Annotated in this window: 13 protein-coding genes and 1 pseudogene; 3 read left to right on the forward strand and 11 right to left on the reverse strand. The window is 72.4% G+C overall.

Going from position 1 to position 22,337, the window contains the following annotated elements; all coding sequences use genetic code 11:
* Positions 1 to 117: 117 nt before the first annotated feature.
* Entirely contained in the window at positions 118 to 1,077 is a 960-nt protein-coding gene (locus ABZ208_RS12825) for a LysR family transcriptional regulator (RefSeq protein WP_356909503.1), read from the reverse strand.
* Positions 1,078 to 1,168: 91 nt separating this feature from the next.
* On the opposite strand from ABZ208_RS12825, the gene ABZ208_RS12830 reads away from it, so the two are divergent.
* Together ABZ208_RS12830 and ABZ208_RS12835 are read left to right on the forward strand one after the other, a co-directional pair.
* Complete coding sequence (locus tag ABZ208_RS12830) at positions 1,169 to 1,864, forward strand: type 1 glutamine amidotransferase domain-containing protein (protein ID WP_356909504.1); 696 nt, start codon at positions 1,169 to 1,171, stop codon at positions 1,862 to 1,864.
* Between the two features lie 63 nt (positions 1,865 to 1,927).
* Positions 1,928 to 2,362, forward strand: a complete 435-nt coding sequence (locus ABZ208_RS12835) for a nuclear transport factor 2 family protein (RefSeq protein ID WP_328395195.1) — start codon at positions 1,928 to 1,930, stop codon at positions 2,360 to 2,362.
* A 58-nt stretch (positions 2,363 to 2,420) separates the two neighbouring features.
* Here ABZ208_RS12835 and ABZ208_RS12840 read toward each other — a convergent pair whose 3' ends face one another.
* The 9 genes and pseudogenes from ABZ208_RS12840 to ABZ208_RS12880 all read right to left on the reverse strand — a co-directional run bounded on the left by ABZ208_RS12840 (position 2,421) and on the right by ABZ208_RS12880 (position 19,610).
* Positions 2,421 to 5,363: an amino acid adenylation domain-containing protein gene (locus ABZ208_RS12840; RefSeq protein WP_356909505.1), complete on the reverse strand. Its 2,943-nt coding sequence runs from the start codon at positions 5,361 to 5,363 to the stop codon at positions 2,421 to 2,423.
* Positions 5,364 to 5,379: 16 nt separating this feature from the next.
* A complete protein-coding gene (locus ABZ208_RS12845) occupies positions 5,380 to 6,210 on the reverse strand; it encodes an SDR family oxidoreductase (protein ID WP_356909506.1) in 831 nt (276 codons plus the stop codon).
* A gap of 2 nt (positions 6,211 to 6,212) precedes the next feature.
* Complete coding sequence (locus tag ABZ208_RS12850) at positions 6,213 to 6,920, reverse strand: alpha/beta fold hydrolase (RefSeq protein ID WP_356909598.1); 708 nt, start codon at positions 6,918 to 6,920, stop codon at positions 6,213 to 6,215.
* An 87-nt stretch (positions 6,921 to 7,007) separates the two neighbouring features.
* Positions 7,008 to 7,724: pseudogene (locus ABZ208_RS12855) on the reverse strand (thioesterase domain-containing protein); the annotation flags it as partial.
* A gap of 101 nt (positions 7,725 to 7,825) precedes the next feature.
* Positions 7,826 to 9,118, reverse strand: a complete 1,293-nt coding sequence (locus ABZ208_RS12860; protein WP_356909507.1) for a M18 family aminopeptidase — start codon at positions 9,116 to 9,118, stop codon at positions 7,826 to 7,828.
* On the reverse strand, positions 9,115 to 10,689 hold the full coding sequence (locus ABZ208_RS12865; protein WP_356909508.1) for a condensation domain-containing protein: 1,575 nt from the start codon (positions 10,687 to 10,689) through the stop codon (positions 9,115 to 9,117). The genes ABZ208_RS12860 and ABZ208_RS12865 overlap by 4 nt, the downstream gene beginning before the upstream one ends.
* The gene (locus ABZ208_RS12870) at positions 10,686 to 15,065 is read right to left on the reverse strand and encodes a MupA/Atu3671 family FMN-dependent luciferase-like monooxygenase (protein ID WP_356909509.1); all 4,380 of its coding nucleotides are present in this window, start codon (positions 15,063 to 15,065) and stop codon (positions 10,686 to 10,688) included. Before ABZ208_RS12870 ends, ABZ208_RS12865 begins: the two co-directional genes overlap by 4 nt.
* Positions 15,062 to 18,349, reverse strand: a complete 3,288-nt coding sequence (locus ABZ208_RS12875) for a beta-ketoacyl synthase N-terminal-like domain-containing protein (protein WP_356909510.1) — start codon at positions 18,347 to 18,349, stop codon at positions 15,062 to 15,064. Before ABZ208_RS12875 ends, ABZ208_RS12870 begins: the two co-directional genes overlap by 4 nt.
* A complete protein-coding gene (locus ABZ208_RS12880) occupies positions 18,294 to 19,610 on the reverse strand; it encodes an MFS transporter (protein WP_356909511.1) in 1,317 nt (438 codons plus the stop codon). Before ABZ208_RS12880 ends, ABZ208_RS12875 begins: the two co-directional genes overlap by 56 nt.
* A gap of 365 nt (positions 19,611 to 19,975) precedes the next feature.
* Here ABZ208_RS12880 and ABZ208_RS12885 point away from each other — a divergent pair, with 365 nt between their 5' ends.
* Positions 19,976 to 20,803: a LuxR C-terminal-related transcriptional regulator gene (locus ABZ208_RS12885; protein ID WP_356909512.1), complete on the forward strand. Its 828-nt coding sequence runs from the start codon at positions 19,976 to 19,978 to the stop codon at positions 20,801 to 20,803.
* 162 nt (positions 20,804 to 20,965) lie between these two features.
* Here the strand turns inward: ABZ208_RS12885 and ABZ208_RS12890 are convergent, their stop codons facing one another.
* Positions 20,966 to 22,288: a hypothetical protein gene (locus ABZ208_RS12890; RefSeq protein ID WP_356909513.1), complete on the reverse strand. Its 1,323-nt coding sequence runs from the start codon at positions 22,286 to 22,288 to the stop codon at positions 20,966 to 20,968.
* Positions 22,289 to 22,337: the final 49 nt, after the last annotated feature.

Consider the following 22,337-nt stretch of genomic DNA (forward strand, 5'->3'; position numbering starts at 1 on the left):
TCTGCCGCTGAGGCCGCGTCGGACCATGGTGGCATCCGGAGCGTCGGTGGCATGACGGACATCCGGGACTTCAGACGCACACACGCGCGGCAGCGCATCAATCCTCACGCCCCCGCGCTACCAGGTGCGCGCGGCCTGGAGGAGGTGGTCGCGGACGCGGGCGACATGCGGGTTGCCGGCGGAACCGGGGCGCTGGACGAGGTAGCCGGTGTTGATCGGCGGGTCCTCGGGGTCATGGAGCAGGACCAGCGCGCCGGAGGCGAGTTCGTCCAGGCACAGATAGCGCGGCAGCACGGTCCAGCCGGCGCCCGCGACGGCCGCGGTGAGCACGCCGCGAAGGTCGGGGACGGTGACGGCGGCGTGGCTGCCGAGGCGTTTGCCGAAGACGTGCCGCCAGTAGCGGCGGGCGATGGGCAGATCCTCGGCGTAGCTGATCAGGGGAACGCCGTGGAGGGCCGCCAGCATGTCCGCGGCGGATCCGTCCGCTCCCCCGATCCGCTCCGCCCACACCGGCGCGGCCACGAGCACGAACTCCTCGTCGGTCATCGGTACGGCGGTCAGCGCCCGCCCGCGCGGCCGGTGGGTGGAAATGAGCAGGTCGTGGCGGCCGGAGCGCAGCTCGTCGAGGAGCGGGTCGGTCAGCCCGGTGGTCACGCGCAGTCGTATGCCGTCCGCGACCAGGGGCGCGAGCGCGGGAAGTGCGCGTACGCACAGCAGCTCGGCCGGCCCCGCGAGATGGACGGGCTCGACGGGCCCCGCCTCGTGGAAGCCTCCCTGTCCGGTGACGGCGGCCAGGTCGTCGAGCGGTGTGCCGATCCGGGCGGCGAGCTCGTCGGCGAACGGTGCGGGGGCGACTCCGCGAGGCAGCCGCTCGAACAGCTCACGGCCCAGCGCTCGCTCCAGGGCGCGCATCTGGGTGGTCACCGTCGGCTGGGACAGACCCACCAGATGTGCGGCGGCCGTGAAGGATCCGGAGCGGTGCACGGCGAGGAAGGTACGCAGCAGATTCAGGTCCACGGGCGCTGCCGCGCCCGGACGGGGCGCTACGGCCGACCCATCGGAATCCTTTTGTTCCATACGAGCAGTGTAGGCAACCCATTGGATATTCTATGGCAGACAGCAGGCTTCCTATTGGATGTCCGCCGATGGGCGATCTACCGTCGAGCACATGGCAAACATCCTTTTCGTCCTGACCGGCGCCGACTCCTGGACGCTGGCGGACGGCACCGAGCACCCCACCGGATTCTGGGCCGAGGAGGCCGTCACCCCCGCCGAGGCGCTGAAAGCGGCCGGCCACACGATCGTGGTGGCCACCCCTGGCGGCGTCGTACCGACGGTGGACGAGGCGAGCCTGGACCCGGCGGTCCACGGCGGCCACGACGGCGCCGAGAAGGCCAGGAACGCGCTCGAGGCGATCACGGAACTGAAGCAGCCGATCAGGCTGGAGGACGTCGATCTGGCGGAGTACGACGCCGTCTTCTACCCCGGCGGACACGGCCCGATGCAGGATCTGGCGGTCCACGCCGGCTCGGGTGAGCTGCTGACGGCCGTCCTCGCGTCCGGCAAGCCGCTCGCCGTGGTCTGCCACGGACCGGCCGCGCTGCTGGCTGCACGGAACGCCGACGGCGGCTCGCCCTTCGCGGGCTACCGGCTCACCGGCTTCACGAACGCCGAGGAGAGCCAGGCCGGCTTCGCCGACAAGGCGAAGTGGCTGCTCCAGGACCGCCTCGTGGAGCTCGGGGCCGACTTCCAGGAGGCCGAGCCGTGGACGGCGCACGTGGTCGTCGACCGCAATCTGGTGACCGGCCAGAACCCTGCCTCGTCCGCTCCCGTGGCGGCCGAGCTCCTCAAGGCGCTCGGCTGACACTTTCACCTCTGTGGGAAAATCAGGGAGGAACCACCCTGTTCCTGGGCCAGGAGGTGGATCATGGGACAGGCACGTGAGGTCATGGACCGGCTCACCGAGGCCCTGGCCCCGACACCGGACCTCAAGGCCATCGCCGCGCTGTTCGCGCAGGACGCCGTCGCCGTCACACCGGACGCCGGGGAGATCACCGGACGGGACAACATCGTCGAGTACTGGCGCCAGATGACGGACGCGGTGTCGGAGACCACCTACGAGCGGGTGGCCGCCTACGAGTCGGGCAACACGGCGATCGACGAAGGGATCTTCGGCGGCAGGAACACCGGGCCGCTGCAGCTGTCCTCCGGAGAGCTGCTGCCGCCGACCGGCAACGTCATCAGGATCCGCGGCTGCGACTTCGCCACGGTCCAGGACGGGCTGATCGTCAACTACCGCGTCTATTTCAACCAGCTGGACTTCCTCGAACAGCTGGGGCTGCTGCCGGTCCTGCCGTCCTGATGTGCCCGTCACCACCCGGACGCGCGCCGGATGCGTGCGGGTGAGTGAGGACGGGGGCTCAGCCGCCCGGCGCCCGGAGGAGTTCGCTCAGGGCCCGGACGGTCGGCGTCAGATACAGCCGGCGCAGGGTGAGCGCCGGGAGTCCGCGTTCACGCATGGTCGCGCCGACCCGGACCGCGTGGAGCGAATTTCCGCCCAGGTCGAAGAAGTTGTCGTCGGGGCCGACGGGAACGCCCAGCACCGTCTCCCAGACCTCGATCAGGGCGGCGGTCAGCCGGTCCGCGTCGGCCTCTTCCGGTCCGGGCCGGCGGCCGGAAGCGGGGGCGGGGTCCGCCGGGGTGGTGACGCGGGTCGCGGCCGGTACGGCGGGCTCGGGCAGTTGCGCCGGGTCGAGCTTGCCGTTGGCGGTGAGCGGGAGTTCGGGGATCGCGGTCAACGTGGTGGGCACCATGTGGTCGGGGAGCAGTCGCGCGGCCCGGCGCCGTACCGCCTCGGTGTCCGCTCCGCCGTCGAGTACGGCATAGGCGTCGATACGGACCGCTGCCGCGTCGCCGCGCGGACCACCGCCCAGTACCACCGCGGCCGCCAGGACGACGGGGTCGTCCAGCAGTACGGCGCGGATCTCGTCGAGCTCGATCCGGAAGCCGCGCACCTTGACCTGCCGGTCCAGCCGGCCCAGATGCTCCAGCGTCCCGTCGGGCAGGAGTCTGCCGAGGTCGCCGCTGCGGTACAGCCGGCCGCCCCGGTGGGGATCGGCGACGAACCGCTCGGCGGTCAGGTCCGGACGGCCCAGGTACTCCAGGGCCACGCCCGCCCCACCGACCCAGATCTCTCCCGCCACGCCTTCCGGCACCGGACGGAGCCGTCCGTCGAGCACATACACGTACCAGCCGGGCAGCGGCCGGCCCACCGAGCGTGACCCGGTCATCGCCTCGCGGCGGGTGACCGTCTGCGCCGTCACATGGACGGTCGTCTCGGTGATACCGAACATGTTCACCAGCCGGCACCGGTCCTCCGGGTAGCGGTCGAACCACCCGAGCAGAGCCCGCGTGTCGAGCGGCTCTCCGCCGAACACCACCAGGCGCAGGGCAAGGTCGGGCCCGGGCCGTTGCCTGTCGGCCTCCATGAGCTGACCGAACGCCGAGGGGGTCTGGTTGAGCACACTCACGCGCTCGCGCACCAGCAGGTCATGGAACTCGTCGGGCGAGCGGGAGACCCAGTAGGGGACGACAACGAGCCGCGCCCCGGTCAGCAGCGCACCCCAGATCTCCCAGACGGAGAAGTCGAAGGCGCTGGAGTGGAAGAGCGTCCAGGTGTCACCGGGGCCCAGATCGAAGTCGTCCCGGGTGGCGTCCAGCAGGGCCGCGACATTGGCGTGCGGCACCACACAGCCCTTGGGGCGGCCGGTCGAGCCGGAGGTGTAGATGATGTACGCGGCCTCCTGCGGGCTCCGCTCAGGCGGCGGGGCCTGCCCGGATCCCACCGACCGAGCGGCCAGGGCGAGAAGTTCGCCGGGGCTCGGCGTGCGGATGTGAGCACCGGCGGGAAAGCCGGCGTCCGTCACCGTCACGCGAAGCCCCGCGTCGTGCGCCGTCCGGACGAGACGCTCTGCCGGATACGCCGGATCCATCGGCACGTACACGGCATCGGCCTTCAGCACCGCGAGCATGGTGGCCACCAGATCGGCGGACCTCTCCAGGCAGATCCCTACACGCTCCCCCGGCCGCACGCCGGCGGCACGCAGTCCGGCGGCGATCCGTTCCGCCCGCTCCTTCAGCTCCGCGTAGGTCAGCGAGCTCGCTTCGTGGCTGATCGCCACGGAGTCGGGACAGCGCGCGGCCTGCTCGTCGAAAGCGGTGTCGATCCGCCGAGGCCGGTGGGGAACGTCCCGCTCCGACGCGTTGAGTCCCAGCCGGCGCGCCGCCTCGTCGGCGTCGAGCAGCTCGATGTCGGTCAGCGGGAGGTCCTGGTCGTCCGCCAACCGGCGGTGGACCCACGCGACATGGCGGGCGAACGACCGCGCCGCAAAGACCCCGATGTGGTGCAGCTGATGATGCACCTCCAGGGTCCGGGAGCCGTCCGGGGCATCGCGCACCGTGAGCGTCAGCGGAAACGGCGCTTGCTGGCACGCGAGTTGGCGTGTGCCGTGGCTGTCGGCGGCCCCGGACTCGAGCACGCCGACCGCCGGAGCGTCCGCCGGGGCATCGCGTGGGCCCATCGCCCCGGCGCGTACCGACTCCACAAGGTCCCCTGCCGTGCCTGCGTGAGCGAGATCCACCGTGCGGACGCGGGCCGTGTCCAGCGCGCCGAGCAGGTGCTCCGGGCGGTCGGAAGGTGATGTCAGCACGCCGATCCGCACGGTCTCCCGGTTCTCGTGGCGTCCGAGAACCAGGGCGGCGGCCGCGACGAGCACGGCGGGGGACGCCACCGAGAGCGCCACGCTCACCACCCCGGTGTGCTCGCGAGCCTTCCGCTCCCCGGCCGCCCATGCGATCCGGGCGCTGCCCGCACGCGGGCCGGGACACAGGCCGGCCGGCGAGGTGGGAGCCAGGCCGGCCGACGGGGCCACGGTGACATCGTCGGCGTCGATCCGTCCCAGTAGGACATCGGCGATCAGCCGCAGCGAGTGGACGTCCGCGACGGCACGGTGGGCGACCAGGACCAGGTCGGCGGGCCCGTCGGCGTAGCGCAGCAGGACGGCCCGGAGCATCGGGCCGGGGCCGCTCGCCGGGCGGTGCATCTCGGCCCGCAGCCTGCGGCCCGCCGGCTCGCTGCCGGCGGCCGCGGGCACCGTCTCGCTCCACAGGACGAAGTGCCCCGTGGCCCGGTCCGGCCACCAACGGTGCGGCGCGTCGCCGAAGTCACGGACGCGCCGGGCCACATCGTCGGCCTCGTCCGTCAGGCGCACCGCCAGCGCGTGGCACAAGGCGGCCTGCGGGGTGTCCGCCGGAAGGAGCCGGGAAAGGGCGGCCGGGGCAACGGGGGCGGTGGGAAGTGGCACTGATCGGTCTCCGGAGTCAGCGGACGGTGAAGCCGCCGTCGATGGTCAGTACGCTTCCGGTCACCTGCCGGGACTCGTCCGAGGCCAGCCAGACCGCCGCCGCGGCGACATCCTCCGCCTCGATCAGGGCGTTCATCGGCTGCGCCTGCACAAAGGTCTCCTCGTGCTCGGCAACGGGTACGTCCAGGGATCGGGCGATCTCGGCGAGCATCCGGCCCTCCACCTGCGGATCGTCCCGGACCGATCCCGGGCACAGGGCGTTGACCCGTACCTTGCGCGGTGCGTAGTCGAGCGCGACGGCCTTGGTCAGGCCGATCAGGCCGTGCTTGGCGGCGACATAGCCGGCGAAGTGGCGGTAGCCGACGAGCCCTGCGGTGGAGGCGACGTTGACGATGCTGCCACATCCCTGTGCGGCCATCCGGCCGCCCGCCGCGCGGATGGTGCGCCAGGCGCCGGAGAGGTCCACGTCGAGCATGAGCTGCCACTCGTGCTCCTCGATCTCGTGCGCGGCCTTGCCCGACGGGGCGGCGATCCCCGCGTTGTTGACGAGTACGTCGAGCCGGCCGAAGCGGGCCACACAGTCGGCCGTCGCCGCCTCGACCTGGGCCAGGTCGCGCACGTCGACCTGACGCGTCTGCACCGACACGCCCTCGTCGCGGCAGAGTTCGGCGGTGTACGCGAGCTGGCTCGCCGAACCCAGCGGATAGGGCACGCCAGGCAGGTCCGCCGCCACGTCCAGGAGCATCAGGTCCGCGCCCTCGCGGGCGAAGGCGACCGCACAGGCGCGCCCCAAGCCCCGCGCCGCCCCGGTGATCAGCGCTGTCTTGCCGGACAGTCTTCCGGTCACCGTCACCGCGGTTCCGCTTCCCGGCCGGTGCCGAGCTCCGCCGCGATCAGTTCGAGCACCGTCGCCGCGTTCTCCGTGAGGTACATGTGACCGCCGGGGAGCTCGGGCGTCGTCAGCTTGCCGGTCGTCGCAGCCGACCACTGCGCGGCCTGGAACGCGCTGACGAGTTCGTCGTCGTGCCCTCGGAGGGAGGTCACCGGAACCGACAGGAGGCGGTCGGTGGAGGGCACGTACGTCTCGTGCAGCCGGACGTCGGCCCGCAGCGTGGGCAGCAGCAGTTCGCGCATCTCCGCGTTCTCGAGGGCCGGGTGCGCATAACCGGCGAACACGCGTACCCGGGCCAGGAAGTCGTCGTCCGACAGTGCGTGCGCGTGCTCGGCGCGGCCGGTCCAGGGCCCCGGCGCACCGCTGACGACCAGGCGCTCGAAGCGCACGCCGGCGTCCGCCTCCAACCGGTGAGCGAGTTCGAACCCGAGTACGGCGCCCATGCTGTGGCCGAACACCGCGACCCGGGCACCCCCGCGCAGTGCGCCGGCCAGCCGGGCGTACACCTCGTCGGCGGCAGCGGCCGCGTCGGTGTACGCGGGCTCGGTGAAGCGCTCCTCGCGCCCGGGCAGTTGCACCGGCAGCACCTGGATGCCCTGGGGCGCGTGCGCCTGCCAGGGTTTGAAGAACGACGCTCCGGCGCCCGCGAAGGGCAGGCAGACCAGGACGGTCCGGGTCCGGTCCGCGGCTCGGGTCGGGTCCGCGGCACGGGCGCTGTCCCGGTCCGAGGGCGGGAAGGCCGCGGTGATCTCGGCGGCCACGGCGTCCCGGTTGGTCTCGTCCAGCAGATAGAAGTGGCCGCCCGGAAACAGCCGTTCGCGTACACCGGCGGCGTAGGGCCCGGCGCCGTGGGCGCGTTCGGCCGCAGGGACGAGCACGTCCTCCCGGCCCGCCAGCGTGGTCACGGCCACGGGCACGCTGCGCCCGGCGTTGCGATCGGCGAGCCGCCGCCCCAGCGTCAGATCGCACCGCAGCACGCCCAGCAGGTGTTCCCGGACGAACGGGTCGTCGAGCAGTTCCGCGGGCGTGCCGCCGCCCCGCCTGACGATGTCGAGCAGTTCGGTCTCGGACCAGTCACCCGCCACCCCGGCGGGCGGCCCGGCGGTAGGCCGGGCGCTCAGCACGAGACCCTGGCACAGCTCCGGCGCGGCCAGGGCAATCGCCGTCGCGAGTACGGCACCCATGCTGTGCCCGAAGTGGACCGTGGGCAGCGGTGGCAGCTCGCGCAGTTCCCCGACCACGGCGTCGACCACGCCCTCGGGGTCGTCGGGGAGTGCGGCAAAGCTCTCACCGAACCGGCGTTCCCGGCCCGGCAGGATCACTCCGACGACCTCGACGGTGTCGGGCAGCCGCCGCAGCACCGGGAGCAGAGCGTTCGGCCCGGCGCCCGCGTGAGGCACGGCGACGACCCGGCGACGGGCCGCGCCGCGCGCGGGCCGCACCACGACGGTCCATGGCTGATCAGGCATCGTTTCTCGATTCGCTCGAAAGGTCCCGGGGGCCGGGGCCGGTTGCCGCGGCGCCCCGGACGGGCCGTGCCGGCACGCCGGCCCGGCCCTGACTCATGACATCAGACCACCGGGTCGGCGGTGACGAACTCGACAAGTGTGCGGGCCAGCAGCCAGGGGTCCTCCGTGCCGCACAGCTCTCGTGTGGAGTGCATCGACAGCCCCGGTACGCCCACGTCGACGGTCGGAATGCCCATTCGCGTGGCCATCAGGGGACCGATGGACGTGCCGCAGGGCATCGCGTTGTTGGAGACGAACGACTGCCAGGGGGTGCCTGCCTGTTCGCACGCGGCGGCGAACACGGCAAGGCCCCGGCCGTCGGTGGCGTAGCGCTGGTTGACATTGACCTTGACCACGGGTCCTCCGTTGGGCAGCGGCCGGTGGTCCGGGTCGTGACGCTCCGGATAGTTCGGGTGGACCGCGTGCGTCATGTCGGAGGAGACCACGAAGGAACCCGCCACGGCCCGGTGCCACTCCTCCTGCGTGCCGCCGCGGGAGGCCACCGAGCGCTGCAGGACCCGCTCCAGCAGCGCGCTCTGGGCGCCGGTCTCCGACCCGCTGCCGACCTCCTCGTGGTCGAAGGCGGCAAGGACCGGAATGGGAGCGGGATCGCGGTCCACGGCACTGGCCAGCGCGGTCACGCCGGCGTGGACCGAGACGAGGTTGTCCAGGCGGGCGGAGACCAGGAACTCCTGGCGGGCCCCGAGATAACCGGGCGGCTGTACGTCGTGCAGCATCAGGTCCCAGCCGAGCACCTCGTAGAAGTCCACGTCGGCCTCGTCGGCCACCCGGCTCAGCAGGGCGCCCTGCTCGGTGCCGCCCAGCCCCCAGATGGGAGACGTGTGCCGCTGCCGGTCCAGCGAGAGCCCCTCGTTGAGCGTCCGATCGAGGTGGATGGCCAGCTGCGGCACGCGCAACAGCGGCTCGTCGACACAGACCAGACGGCTGGTCCCGTCACGCAGGGCGAGACGGCCCGAGATCCCGAGGTCGCGGTCGAGCCAGCTGTTGAGCGGCACGCCCCCGTAGATCTCCACGCCGATCTGCCGCCATCCGACGGAGCTGGTGTCGGGCGCGGGCTTGACCCGCAGGTTCGGGGAGTCGGTGTGGGCGCCGACGATCCGGAACGGCGTGTGGGCCGCCGCGCCCGGTGGGACGTACCAGGCGATCAGGGTTCCGCCGCGGGCGACGTAACACCCGCCCGTCGCATCGGCCCATGCGTCGGTTTCGCTCAGCGCCCGGAATCCGGCCTTCTCCAGTCGCCGCGCCGCCTCGGCCACGGCGTGGTACGGCGAGGTGCTGGCCCGGATGAACGAGATGAGGTCGTCGCCGTGCGTCCGGTGAGGGCTCGGGATCATGGGGTGTCCGCCTTTCCAGAGGACTGCAACAGGGAACCGACCCGGGCGTCGGGGCGGGAACAGAACTCGCCCAGCAGGGCGGTGTAGGAGGCGAGGAGCCGCTCTGCCGTCTCCTGGTCCCACAAGTCGGCCGAGTACTCGAGGAAGGTCCGGTACCCCAGTGCGCGCTCGCGGCGCGGCGCCAGCCCGAAGCACAGTTCGGCGCGGGCCAGCGGCGGTGCGAGGTCCTCGACGTCCACGCGGAGACCGGGTATCTCGATGTCGGTGTCGACCGAGTTCTGGAAGGCGAGGACGTGGGGCACCCGGTCGGGCACGTCGCGTGCCCCGGCGTCGCGCATCGCCTGCATGATGCGTGCGGTCGGCAGCACATGGGCCATGGCCTCCAGTGCTCCGGCCCCGGTGCGGACGGCCAGGGCGGCGCAGGTCTCGTCCGGGTCCACCCGCACCCGCACCATGATGGTCGTGGACGTCATCGCGACGAGCGTCTCGAAGGCGGCGCCCTCGCGATTGGCGTAGGGCACGCCGATCAGGTGGTCGCCCTCCCCGGACAGCCGCGTCAGGAAGACACCGAGGGCGGAGGCGGCGACGGCGAACGGTGTCGTATGCAGCCCGGCGGCGAACTTCTCCACCGCGGCCCGTTGTTCGCCGGACAGGGAGCCCCGGATCGTGCCGCCGCGGCCGCTGAGCCTGCCGGGGCGGGGACGGTCGGTGGGGATGTCGGTGCGCGGCGGCACGCCGTCCAGATAGGTGGCGAAGTACGCGGCACGGCGGGTCTCGGTCGCCGGGTCGTGCCGGGCCCGGGCGTCACGGGCGAAGTCCGTCGCCTGGGCGGTGGGAGCGGCCGGCGGACGGGGGGTGCCGGCGGCCGCCGCGGTGTAGAGGGCGGCGAGCTCCGCGAGGATCACCGACAGGGACCAGCCGTCGGCACAGATGTGGTGCAGGACGAACATCAGGATCCATTGGTCCTGTTCGACCTGGATCAGCCGCAGGTGCGGCAGGACCGGCTCGGACAGCTCGAAACGGTGCCGGGCCGCCTGACGGCACAACGCGTCGGCCCGCGGGCCGCGTTCGGGTGCGGTCAGTGCGGTGAGGTCGTCGAGGGGCAGCCGGAGCGGGGGCGGGGCGACCACTTCCTGCCACCATGCGCCGTCGGCGTCCTGCGCGAAGCGGGTGTGCAGGGCGTGGTGCCTCCCGATCAGGTCGCCGAGCGCCGCCCGGAGCGCGTCCACGTCCAGGGTGCCGGTGAAGCAGACCCTGGTCGGGATGTTCCACACCTCGGGGTGGGGTACGGAGTGATGGCCGGCGATGAGCCTGGCCTGCTGATCGCTGACCAGGGTGCGGTCGGTCACCCGATACGGTCCGTCGCTGCCGGGGCCGCTGTCACTTCCGTCGTCGCCGCCGAGCCTGAGGAGCAACTCGTCTTTGTGCAGGCGTAGTTCATCGAGCAGTGCTTCGGTGAGCGCGGCCCGGGGCGCGTCATAGCGCAGGATGCCGCCCGGAGCGGCGCTCAGCTGCACGTCGCAGGCGGCCAGCCTGGTCAGGAGCGCGTCGATGTCGCTGGTCCCCGTCACAGCTCCCCCTGCACCCTCGGGCTCGGGGCGGGCCCGTCGGCGGCCAGCCGGACGACCATGGCGCGCAGCGTCGCGTCGGCGAAGAAGTCCGCGAGCGGGAAGTCGGCGTCCAGCGTGTCGCGCACGCGGTTGACGAGGCGGATGGCGCTGATCGAATTGCCGCCGAGATCGAAGAAGTTGGCGTCCTCGGGGAAGCCCGCGACGCCGAGCACGGACTCCCAGGCCTCCCGCAGGGCCTGGGCCACCGGCGGCCTGCCGGCGCCGGCAGGCCCGCCCAGGAGTTCGCCGACCCGCCCGGTGGCTGCGCCGCCCAGGGCGGCCAGCACCTGCTCCAGCTGATCGAGCAGGCCGCGTACGGTTCCGGCGTCGAAGAGATCCGCGTCGTACCGCACGCGCAGGGCGAGTCCGTCGGCGGTCCGGGTGGCCATGAGCGCCAGTTCCAGCGGGGCCGACGCGGTGCCGATGCCGACCGGTCCGGCCGCGAGCCCCGGCAGGTCGAGCCGGGTCAGGGGCTCGGTGTCGAGGTCCGCCGACACGGTGATCAGGGGGCGCGGGTTGCCCGGGTCCGGGTGGATGCCGGTCAGCAGGGCGTCGAGGTCGACGTACTGGCGCTCGGCGGCGTCGAGCAGGGTGTTCCTGGTGGCCCGTACCGCCTCGGCCAGCGGGGTGGAGTCCGCCAGCGAGGTGCGCAGCGGCAGCAGGGCGACCTGGAAGCCCACGCAGTCGCGGGTGCGTTCGGTGCGGCGGCCGAAGGTGGTGCCGACGATGAACTCGTCCTGCCCCGACCGTTTGCGCAGCACGATCTGCCATGCGGTGAGCAGGGTCGCGAAAAGGGTGACGCCCTGGCGGCCGCTCCACTCCTGCAGCCGCGTGGTGCGCTCCCGTCCGAGCCGCACGGCGACCGCACCGCCCCGGCCCGCGACCGTACGCCGGCGTGGCCGGTCGGTGGGCAGGGACAGCACCGGCGGCTTGTCACCGATGTGCTCACGCCACCAGGCGAGATCACTGCCGGTCCCGCCCGGTCCGGGATCCCCGCCCGGCTCACTTGCCGAGCGAGTGAACACGGGCTCGCGTTGTTCGGCCGCGGCCCGGTAGAGCTCCTGCAGATCGTCGGCGACGATCCCGGCGGAGTGCGCGTCGGTCACGATGTGGTGCATGCCGAGGAGCAGCACCTGGTCGTCGTCGGCGAGCCGGATCAGCCGGGGCGTGAACAGCGGCCCCTCGGCGAGGTCGTAGGGCCGCTCGGTCTCTTCGCGCTGTGCCTCGGCGAGGACGTCCTCGGCGTCCCGCCCCCGTGCGTCGGTGACGCGCAGCGGGCTGCGCAGAGCTGGTCGTACGACCTGGAGCAGCGGTTCGGCGCCGTCCCCGGTGCGGAACACCGTGTGGAGCACGGGATGCCGGGCTACGAGCCCGTCGACGGCGGCCCGCAGGGCGGGGACGTCGAGCGGACCGCGCAGCCGGACGGACTGGATCTCGTTGTACGCGGCCGGGTTCCCGATGAGCCGCGCGGCCAGCCAGAGCCGCCGCTGCGCAGCCGTGGCGGGCACCGTGCGCTCGGGACCGGCGGCACCCCCCGTATCGGGCAGGCCCGGCACAGCCGGGGGCGCGGCGGTGAGCGGGACGCCATCCGCACCGGGCGTCGTCACAGTCCCGCCGGCTCCTGCCCCACGGAAGCCGTCCGCCTGCCCCGGACGGGCGGGGTCGGACGCGGTGCCGGTGGGCGGGTGTGCTGTGGGCCCGTGGTAGCGGCGGCGCAGGATGTCCAGTTGTTCCAGGCCGGCCCGCAGTTGCTGCGGCGACATGCCGAAGTCGACCAGGGCCGCGATCTCGTCGACGCCTGCCGCGTGCAGTGCGTCGACCAGCCCGGCGCAGCTGTCGGGGGTGCCGATCAGTGCCCGCTGGTCGCAGTAGCGGTCGTACGCCCGCCGGAACAGATAGTCCAGGTCGTCCTCGCTCGCCGTCGCCACGTCCTGCGGGCTGCTGCCGAAGGCCGTGGCGGCGGAACGCATCTGGAGCGAGGACCGCAGATAGCGGCTCATCGGCTCCAGCGCGTCGGCGCGCGCCGCCTCATGCTCCTCGGCGAGGTAGGTGTGGAGCAGCACCGTGACCCGGCCGGCCTCGGGGTCGAGTCCGTGCTCGGCCCGCACCCGGCGGTAGTGGTGGACGTTCTCGGCGAGTTCGTCCACGCTCTGGTTCATCAGGTTGGTGACGATGCCGAGATCGCGCCTGGCGGCCTCGGTGTACGAGGCGCGCTGCCCGGAAGTGGCGAGGAACATCGGTGGCATGCCCTGCACCGGCCGGGGCTGGATGCGTACGTCGCTCTCCCGGCCTTCCCCGGTGCGCCGGCGTACCGAGTCGCCGCGCCACAGCCGCCGCACCTCGTCCAGGTGGTCGAAGGCGATCTCCTTGCGGCGCTCGAAGCGGTCCGGGTGGAACACGAAGTCGCCCTCGTGCCAGCCCGTGGCGCAGCCCAGCCCGACCCGGCCGCCGGAGAGGTTGTCCGCCATCGACCACTCCTCGGCGACCCGGACCGGATCGTGCAGCGGGAGGACCACGGAGCCGGCGTTCAGCCGGATGCGGCTGGTCTCCCGGGCGAGCGCGGAGGCCAGGACGGCAGGGTTGGGGAACAGGCCGCCGAAGGTGTGGAAGTGGCGTTCGGGCAGCCAGAGCGTGCTGAAGCCCCGGGAGTCGGCGAAGCGCGCGGTTTCGACGAGTGGGCCGTACTTGTCGTCCTCCGGACGCTCCCCCGCCGCGCCGCCCTGCGCCGTTTCGGGGTAGTCGCCGAAGAAGTAGACACCGAAGTCGGGGGCGCCGCGCTCGCGCCGCCCGGGTCCGGCCGCCTGCCTGCTCCTGCGCGTGGCGGGGAAGAAGCCGGCGCCGCGCAGCTCGCGCAGTGAGTCCTTGACGGCATCGCCGATCCGCTCGATGTCGGAGTCGGTGTGCGCGGTGGAGAGGTAGAAGCTGCGCCACTCCCACACATAGATGCCCCGCAGCAGCAGGTGGTAGTAGAGCAGTTCCATGTCCGCGCGGTGGGTGAAGCGGAACATCGAGCCGAAGTGGGCGACTTCCAGCGGGAATTCCTCGTCCAGGAAGAAGCGGTTCAGCTCGTCCGCGAGCGCGCCGGTGCGTGCGTTCAGCCGCTCCTGGAGGCCCGGACCGTGCTCCGTGAGATGGGTCAGCACCGCTCTGGCCGCGGCCATCGACACAGGGTGCTGGATGTACGTACCGCCGAAGAACGTGGTCTCGTGCAGCGGCCGGCTGTCGTCGCCGTACTGCCAGCTGCCGCCGTCGATCCCGTCGAGGATGTCCGCCCGCCCGGCGATGGCGCCGATCGGGAAGCCGCTGCCCAATGCCTTGCCGTAGGTGGCGAGATCGGGCACCACTCCGTAGTGGTGCTGGGCGCCCCGCGGGTGCGGGCGCAGTCCGGTGAGCATCTCGTCGAAGAGGAGCACGATGCCGCGCCGGGTGGTGAGGTCACGCAGCGCCCGCAGGAACGCGACCGGTTGCAGACCCGGGTTGCGGCACTGGACCGGTTCGACGAGCACCGCGGCGACACGGTCGGCGAGTGCGTCGATGGTCTCCAGGCTCTCCTGGCTGCCGTACTCGAGGACGATCAGCTCGGCGACGGCGCTGTCGGGAATGCCACGGGAGACCGGGATCGCCGTTGCGCCGTCCGGTCCCGGGCGGCCCAGCACGGAGTCGGCATGGCCGTGGTAGGAGCCGCGGAACATGACGATGCGGTCGCGGCCGGTGGCGGCGCGGGCCAGCCGGACCGCCGCGGAGTTCGCCTCGGTTCCGGAGCCCGCGAAGGCGACGCGTTCCAGGCCGGTCAGGCCGGCCAGCAGCTCCGCCGCCTCGCCGGTCTCGGTGGAGCGCGGGCCGAGGCGCAGGCCGCCGGCGAGGTGGCGGCGGACCGCCTCCGTCACGAACTCGGGTTCATGGCCGAAGAGCAGGGCGCCGAATCCCATGGTGATGTCGGTGTAGTCGTTGCCGTCCACGTCGGTGAGCCGGGCTCCGCGCGCGGAGCGGGCGGCGAGCGGATACAGCATTTCCTTGGTTCCGCGGCGGAAGCCCACCACGGCACGGCTGTCGGCGAGCACCGGGCGGTGCCGTTGGACCAGCGCCTTGGAGGTACGGGTGCGTGCGGTGTAGCGGCGGATCAGATCCTCGGTGTGGGCGCGCTGCGCGGCGTCGGCGCCGTCGCCTGCCATGCCGGACTCCGCGGGAAGGGTGACCTGTGGACCGTGCACCTCGGCGGCTCCGGACGCGGGTGCGGCGGCGCGGAGCATCCTGGCCTCGGCCAGCTGCTCGGTCAGCCGTGCGGACGCCTCGGCCGCCCTGGCCGTCGCCTCGGCGGCGATGTCGGACGCGCTCATCGGCCGGCCGGCCCGCGGCCGTCGGTCAGCAGAGCGACCGCTTCGGAGAGCTGGGCCAGCATCTGCGTCTGCACCTCGGCCAACCGGCGTATCTGACCGGCGAGTTCCTCGACCTCGGCCCGGGTGGCCCAGCCCCCGGAACCGGAGACGGCCGCCGGTTCGTCGGCCCTGCCCGAGGACCCGGCCGCCGTACAGTGCACCGGCGGCTCGGGCGCAGGGGCAGCCGCCTTCCGTGAGCCGATCAGGCGTGCTGTCAGCACAGGCGTGGCCGCCTCCTCCAGCACTTCCCGCAGGGCGAGCTCCACCCCGAACTCCCGCTCCAGCCGGCGCAGCAGACCGATCAGCTGGAGGGAGTCCGCACCGAGGGCGACGAACGACTGCTCGGCCCCGATCTCGTCCGGTGCCCAGCCGAGTTGATCTGCAGTCAGTTCGAGCACCCGCTCCAGCAGTTCCTGTTCGTGCAGGACTGACTGTTCGGGCACACGGGCCTGCTCGGGCACGCCGGCCTGCTCGGTCATGCCGGCCTGTTCGGTCATGCCGGCCTGTTCGGTCATGCCGTCCTCCGTGGTGCGGTTGAACACGTCGGGTCGTGGACCGGTCCAGTACGACTGGTGCTGGAACGGATAGGTGGGCAGCGGGATCCGGCGGCCGCCGCAGCCGTCCAGCAGGGCGGCCCACTCGATGTCGGCACCCGCGCACCAGAGTCGCGCCACGGCCGCCCAACAGGTGTCGAGCACGGCGGCCGGCCGCTGGGTGGGCACGGCCACGGAGGCGGGAAGCACCCGGCGCGCCAGCCCGGTCAGCTGCGCGTCCGGGCCGATCTCCAGCAGAATCCCGGCGCCGGCCGCCGATGCCGGGTCCAGGGTGCGCAGCACCGCGTGGAAGTCCGCCGTCCGCCTGGCCTGCCGGACGAGGTAGTCCGGGTCGGGCAGCCAGCCGGCGGGCCGGACCGCACCGTCCAGTGCGCTCACGAAGGCCGTGTGCGTGGGCCGCAGGCCGGCCTTGCCGACGGCGTCCCGCAGGTCGCCGAGGACGGGATCGAGCAGCGCGGTGTGAAAGGCCCGGTCGACCGGCAGGAGTTGTGCCGTCTCGCCGTGGTCGGCCAGCCAGGACCGGGCCGCCGCCACCGGCTCGGGAGCACCCGCCACGACATGGTGATCGGGGCCGTTCACGACGGCAACTTCGAGCCCCGGTACGTCCCGAAGCAGCCGCCGCACCCGTTCCTCGGACGCGAAGACGGCGATCATGCCGCCTGGTGCGGTGTGCTCCTGCATCAGCCGGCCCCGCCTGCACAGCAGCCGCAGTCCGTCCTCGAGGGTGAGGGCGCCCGCCGCGTACAGGGCCGCGTACTCGCCGACACTGTGACCGGCGACCATCGACGGCTCCACACCGAGGTGCCGCCACAGCCGTACCTGAGCCACCTGGAAGGCGAAGATCGCGGGCTGCGCGAACTCCGTGTCCCACGGACCGGGTTCCGCGGCCGTCCGCAGCCGTTCGAGAAAGGTCCGGGCGCCGGTCTCGTCGCGGTGGATCTCGGCACACTCCTCCAGGGTCCCGGCCACGACGGGGAAGCGCGCGGCGAGCTCCGCAGCCGTACCGGGTACGCCGCTGCCCTGCCCGCTGAAGACGAAGGCCGTGCGCGGGCCCGCGTTACGGCCTTCCGGCACCGTGCCTACGGCGTACGGCGCACCCGGCGGGACGGTGTCGGCACGGCACCGGGCAGCCTCGTCCAGGTAGGTGCCGAGCGCGGCGGCCAGGTCGGCGGGCGCGGCGGTGACGACGAGCCGGTGGCTCAGCCGGCGCCGCCCCAGCGCCGTGGTGGCCAGCAGATCGGCGGGGGCCGTGCCGGGGTGGCGGAGCAGATGGTCGCGATACGAACGGGCGTACTCCGCGAGGGCCTTCGGGCTCTGGGCGGACAGCGGAAGCAGAGCGGGAAGAGTCCGCGCGGGCGCGGCGGGGCGCGGTGCGGGGACCGGCGCCTCCTCCACGATCACATGCGCATTGGTGCCTCCCATGCCGATGGAGTGCACACCGGCCCTGCGGGGCCCCGTCCCGCCGGCCGGCCAGAGGAGCAGCCGGTCCGGGAGGACGAAGGGACTGCTGTCGACGTTGAGCGCGGGATGGGGCCGGGACAGATTGACCAGGGGCGGTATCTCGCCGTGGCGCAGGACGAGGACGGCCTTGATGAGACCGGCGAGGCCGGCACAGCTGTCGAGATGGCCGATGGCCGGTTTGGTGGAGCCGACGGCGCAGAACCCGGTCCGGGCCGTGGAGCGACGGAAGGCCTGCGTCAGTGCGGCGAACTCGATGGGGTCCCCCTTCGGCGTCCCCGTGCCGTGCGCCTCCAGATAGCCGATCGAGTCTGCGGGCACACCGGCCGCGCGCAGCGCGCCGAGCACCGCGTCCCGCTGTCCGCCGAGGCCCGGCGCCGCGAACCCGCTTTTGCCTGCGCCGTCGTGGGTGACCGCCGAGCCGAGGATCACGGCGTGCACCGTGTCGCCGTCGGCGCGGGCCCGCTCCAGCGGTTTGAGTACGAGCGCCGCCACTCCGTTGCCGCCGACGGTGCCGTCGGCCGCCGCGTCGAAGGCCCGGACCGCGCCGGTCCGCGAGATCGTCGACCCCTTGACATGGCGGTGCCCGGTGACTTGCGGCAGATGGAGCGCGGAGGACCCGACCACCATCAGGTCTGCGTCCCCGTACCGCAGTGCCTGGCAGGCGAGGTGCACGGAGACCAGCGCACTGGAGCAGGCGGTCGCCACGTTGACGGCGGGACCGGTCAGACCGAGTGTGAACGCGGCCCGGCCGGCGGTGAAGTCGGCGTAGTTCCCCACTTGCAGCTGTTTGGCCGCCACCCAGTCGTCCGTGCTCTCGCCGGAGAGCTGGGCGGTCAGATAGCTGTGCAGCGAGTACAGGCGGTAGCCGGTGCTGGCATGGACACCGATCCGGACCGTGGGGTCGGGTTGCGCGTACCCGGCGTCCTCCAGTGCATGGTGGGTGCACTCGAGGAGGAGTCGCTGCTGCGGGTCGGTCACCGTGGCCTCACGGCCGCTCATGCCGAAGAACGCGGCGTCGAAGCCGTCGATGCCGGGAAGCCTCGCGGACGCGCCGACGAAGTCCGGGGAGCGGTGCACCTCGGGCGGGAGACCCGAAGCGGCCAGTTCCGCCTCCGTGAACGACCGTACGTGCGAGACGCCGGCCCGGATGTCCGCCCAGTACTCCTCGGGTGTGTCAGCCCCCGGAAACCTCAGCGCCATCCCGATGACCGCCATGCGGTTGTCCGGCATCAGCTTCCTTCCCGTCCCGTTCCGTCTCCGTGCTTCGGCGGCCCGCCAGCCTGATCAGGTACACGACCGCGACGGCGATGGCGAGGCCGTGCGACCAGGCGACGACGGCGAACGGCGATGCCACGGTGAGGGCGGCGGCGACGAGGAGCGTACCGACTCCGAATCCGAGGTTCTCGACGGTCGCCGAGATGCCGAACGCATGCCCGCGCAGGGCCTCCGGCAGGGTCTGCAGGTGTGAGGTGTAGGAGACCTCGGTGAGTCCGTCGGCCGCACCGGCCGCCACCGCGATCACGATCGTGGCCGCCATCGGGAATCCGGCGAAGCCGAGGATGAAGGCCGAGGACATGGCGACCGTGCCCAGGCCGAAGCCGAACGCGCCGACCGAGCGCCCGCTGCGTGTGACGTACCGCTGGATCACCTGCTGCGCCAGCACGTTCCCGATGGCCCAGAACAGCCAGAACCGGCTGACGAACGAGGCCGGGTCGCCGGGATCGAGCGCGCTGGAGTACACCGGCAGCGCCGCGTTGTGGGACGAGGACCCCAGGGCGTCGATGCCGCGCAGGCCCACCATCAGTCCCAGCATCGGCGCCGCCGCCAGTGACATCAGCGCGGCCGGCAGCCGCCGGCGGCCGGGTGCCGCGTCCGTGGCGTCGGCCGTCTGTCGTGCTGCGGCCGCGGCCGGTGCCTGCTGCGTGCGCCGGGCCATCGCCGCGGGCAGCCACAGGACCGTCACGGCGCACAGCAGGAAGCTGGCCGCGTCCGTCAGGAAGGCCGCGGTGAATCCGAGCAACGGCACCACGACGCCGGCCGAGGCGAATCCGGCGACCATCGCGAGCGAACGCCCGCCGACCATCAGCGAGTTGGCCCAGCTGCGCCGCTCAGTCCCCACCAGGTCCGGAATGGAGCTGCGCAGGGCGACCATGAACAGGGTGCTGCAGGCGCCCACCACGGCGGAGACGGTGAACAGGACCGCCGTGCCCAGCTTTTCGGGGGCGAGCACCAGCAACAGCATGACCACGGCCTGGGCGACATTGGTCCAGAACATCAGTGGTTTCACCGCGACCCTGGCCAGCAGCGAACCTGCGGCGAGTCCGGCCACGAATCCGGCGGCCAGCCGGACCGCCATGAAGATTCCCATGGCCAGTGCGCTGCCCGTGGTCTCGTACACGAACAGGTTCAGCGCCACCAGGTTCAGGAAGGTGCCGTACGAGGAAACCGCGTACCCGGAGATCAGCAGGCGGTAGCGCCAGAGCTGTGTCACGATCACGATTCGGCCGGAACGCAGGTGCCCCGCGCCGTGGCTGTGACTCGGTTCAGCTGACGCATGATTCCCCTTCTCGACGCTTGCCCGGCGAGGTCTTCCCGCTCACCTCATGTTTGCCGCCGGAACCGCCACACCCCAGAACCGAAGAATGCACAAATGTAATCTGCACAGTTGTGAACCCCGAGCAATCCACCAAGATGACGTGCAATTGCGACAGTTCGCGGCCGGACGGACCGTGCGCCACCGCGCTCCACCGTTATCGCGCGGCTCTCTCCACCAAGACCCTGCCGCGGTCAGAGGTGCCTGCCTGCCTGTGGAGACTGAGACTTGTCACCGATTGCCCGGGCTCGCCGGAACTGGCCATGGTGGTCCCGCCCGACGCCGCGGCCTTCGCCGTGCTCGGCCCGCTGGAGGAAGCGATCGCCGGGCGGCAGAAGGAGCTGCATGCCGCCAAAGCGGCGCTGTCGGCCTTCACGGAGATCTACACCGAGACCCGCCGGAAGGAAGAGCCTCCGCTCACCCTGCTCACCGGCGGGGAACTCATCAACAGGTCCCTCGCCGCAGCCGTGGCCGCCTGCCGGACGGAGCTGCTGACCGCGCAGCCGGGCGGTGGACGCCCGCCGCATGCGCTCGGCGAGGCGCTGGAGAGGGACCTGCGGCTGCTGGGGCGCGGGGTGCGCCAGCAGACCATCTACCAGCACACCGTGCGCTCGCACCAGGCGACGATGTCCTACATCGAGCAGATCACCGACGCGGGCGCCGAAGTGCGGACGCTGAGCGAGGTGTTCGAGCGGATGATCATCTGTGACCGCAGGGTCGCCTTCATCCCGGTGTCCGAGGAACGCAGCGTCGCCGCGCTCCAGGTGAGGCACCCGGCGCTGGTCCGGCTGCTGGCCCAGTTCTTCGACAACGCCTGGGCGCGTTCCATCCCGGTGCACGCCGACAGCCCGTCGATGCGCTCGTCGCCCACCGTCACCTCCGACGTCCAGCGGGCGATCCTGCTGGCCGTGGTCTCCGGCGAGACCGACGACTCCATCGCCCGCCGGCTGGGGATGAGCAGGCGCAGTGTGGCCGAGCACATCCGCAAGGTGTCCCAGCGGCTCGGGAGCAGCAGCCGGGCCCAACTCGGATATCTGCTGGCGACTTCCGGTCTGCTCGACCCGGACGGGCCGGCCCAGACGGAGACGTGACCGGCCTGCCCCACTTCTCGTCTGCGCTCTTGAGCGCACCCGACGTCACCCAGCCCCCGGCGTCCTTGGGCCGAAGGCATGCACGGCGGCGCACGTCGACTCGTCGGCCGTGTCCCCGCCTTGCGGGTGCCGGGCGTGATGTGCAGCCCGGCAAGAGGGCGTTCAGGCCGGCACGAGGAACGGACCGGTGGTCCGGCAGGCGGGGTTGGCGCCCATACCGACCACCGCGCCCGCTCCGTACGGCAGGGCGCGGATGTGCGAGCCCGCGTATCCGTCCGGCGTCAGGAACACGTCCCAGGCCGCCATCCAGTCCTCGGTGCGGCCGGTGTCGGGCGAGACCACCGGCTCGCGCCGCGGTACGACGCGTTCCTGGGCGATGAAGCCGCCGCCGGCGCTCTCCTGGAGAACCGTCGCCCAGTCGCGGTCGGACAGCTCCCAGCCGACGTGGATGCCCGAACCGGCGAAGTCCGCACGGGGTTTGACGATCAGCCGCTCGCGGTTCTGACGGCAGTGCTCGACGAGTGCGGGCGTCAGCTCCCGGGTCCAGGGCAGCACCCGGTCGATCAGCTCCACCTCCGCCGCGGTGAAGGCACCGCGGCCGCGTTCGTCGGAGAGCAGCGCGAGGCAGCCCTTGTTGGCGAAGAGCGAGGACTGGAAGGTGGTGAACAGCACCACCCGGCCCTCCTCGTGGGCGCGCAGGATCGGCTCGACGGCCTCCTCACCGCCCGGTGTGCGGACGGTCTGCGCGGCGGAGAAGTACCGCAGCACCACATCGACGGGGGTGCCGTCGAGCAGCAGCCGGCCGTCCTTCTCCCGGATCCCGCCCACCTCGCCGATCCGCAGATCGATCCCGAGGCGCTGCATCATCTCCTGGAAGGAGCGCACGAGATGGAGGTACGGGGCAAGGCCCCCGTCCCCCTCGACGAGTGCCACGACCGGCTCGGCGCCGCCGGTCAGCGGCGCGGCGGCGGCGCGCAGGGCGGCGGCGATCCGCTCGCCGGTGTGCACATAGCCGAGCCGGTGCGCCTCGGCGAACGACCGGAACTCCGGGACGCCGAGCAGGGCCCGCTGGATCTCGGCCCGGTCGGCACCCCCGAGTTCACTGCCGACGTTGAACTCCAGCAGCTTGAAGGAGGTGCCGTCGTGGTAGATGTCGGCACGGCCGTACGGGACGGGCTCGCCGCCCGCGAACCGGCGCATGAGGGCGGCCTGCCGGTCGGGTATGCCGAGCGCCGTGCAGTAGGCGCCCAGGTCGCCGCCGAAGAGGCGGTCCGGCAGCTGGGTGAGCAGGTCGAAGACCGACCGTATGTCGTCGGCGAAGGCGCGCATCGGGCCCTCGTCGATGAAGAACGGTCGGGGCAGCAGCCGGTGACCGCAGGACGCGTGGAACAACGGCGGGAATTCGGCACGGGCCATGGCATTGAGCAGCCCGGTGTTCCCGTCGAGGCACTGCTGGTTGTAGGCCTCGGTGACATGGTCTGACATGGGTCCCCCGATTCAGGCGCGTACGGTGCCGGCGCGGTGGCCGGTTCGG

The sequence above is a fragment of the Streptomyces sp. NPDC006208 genome (assembly GCF_040613775.1).
GTDB lineage: Bacteria > Actinomycetota > Actinomycetes > Streptomycetales > Streptomycetaceae > Streptomyces.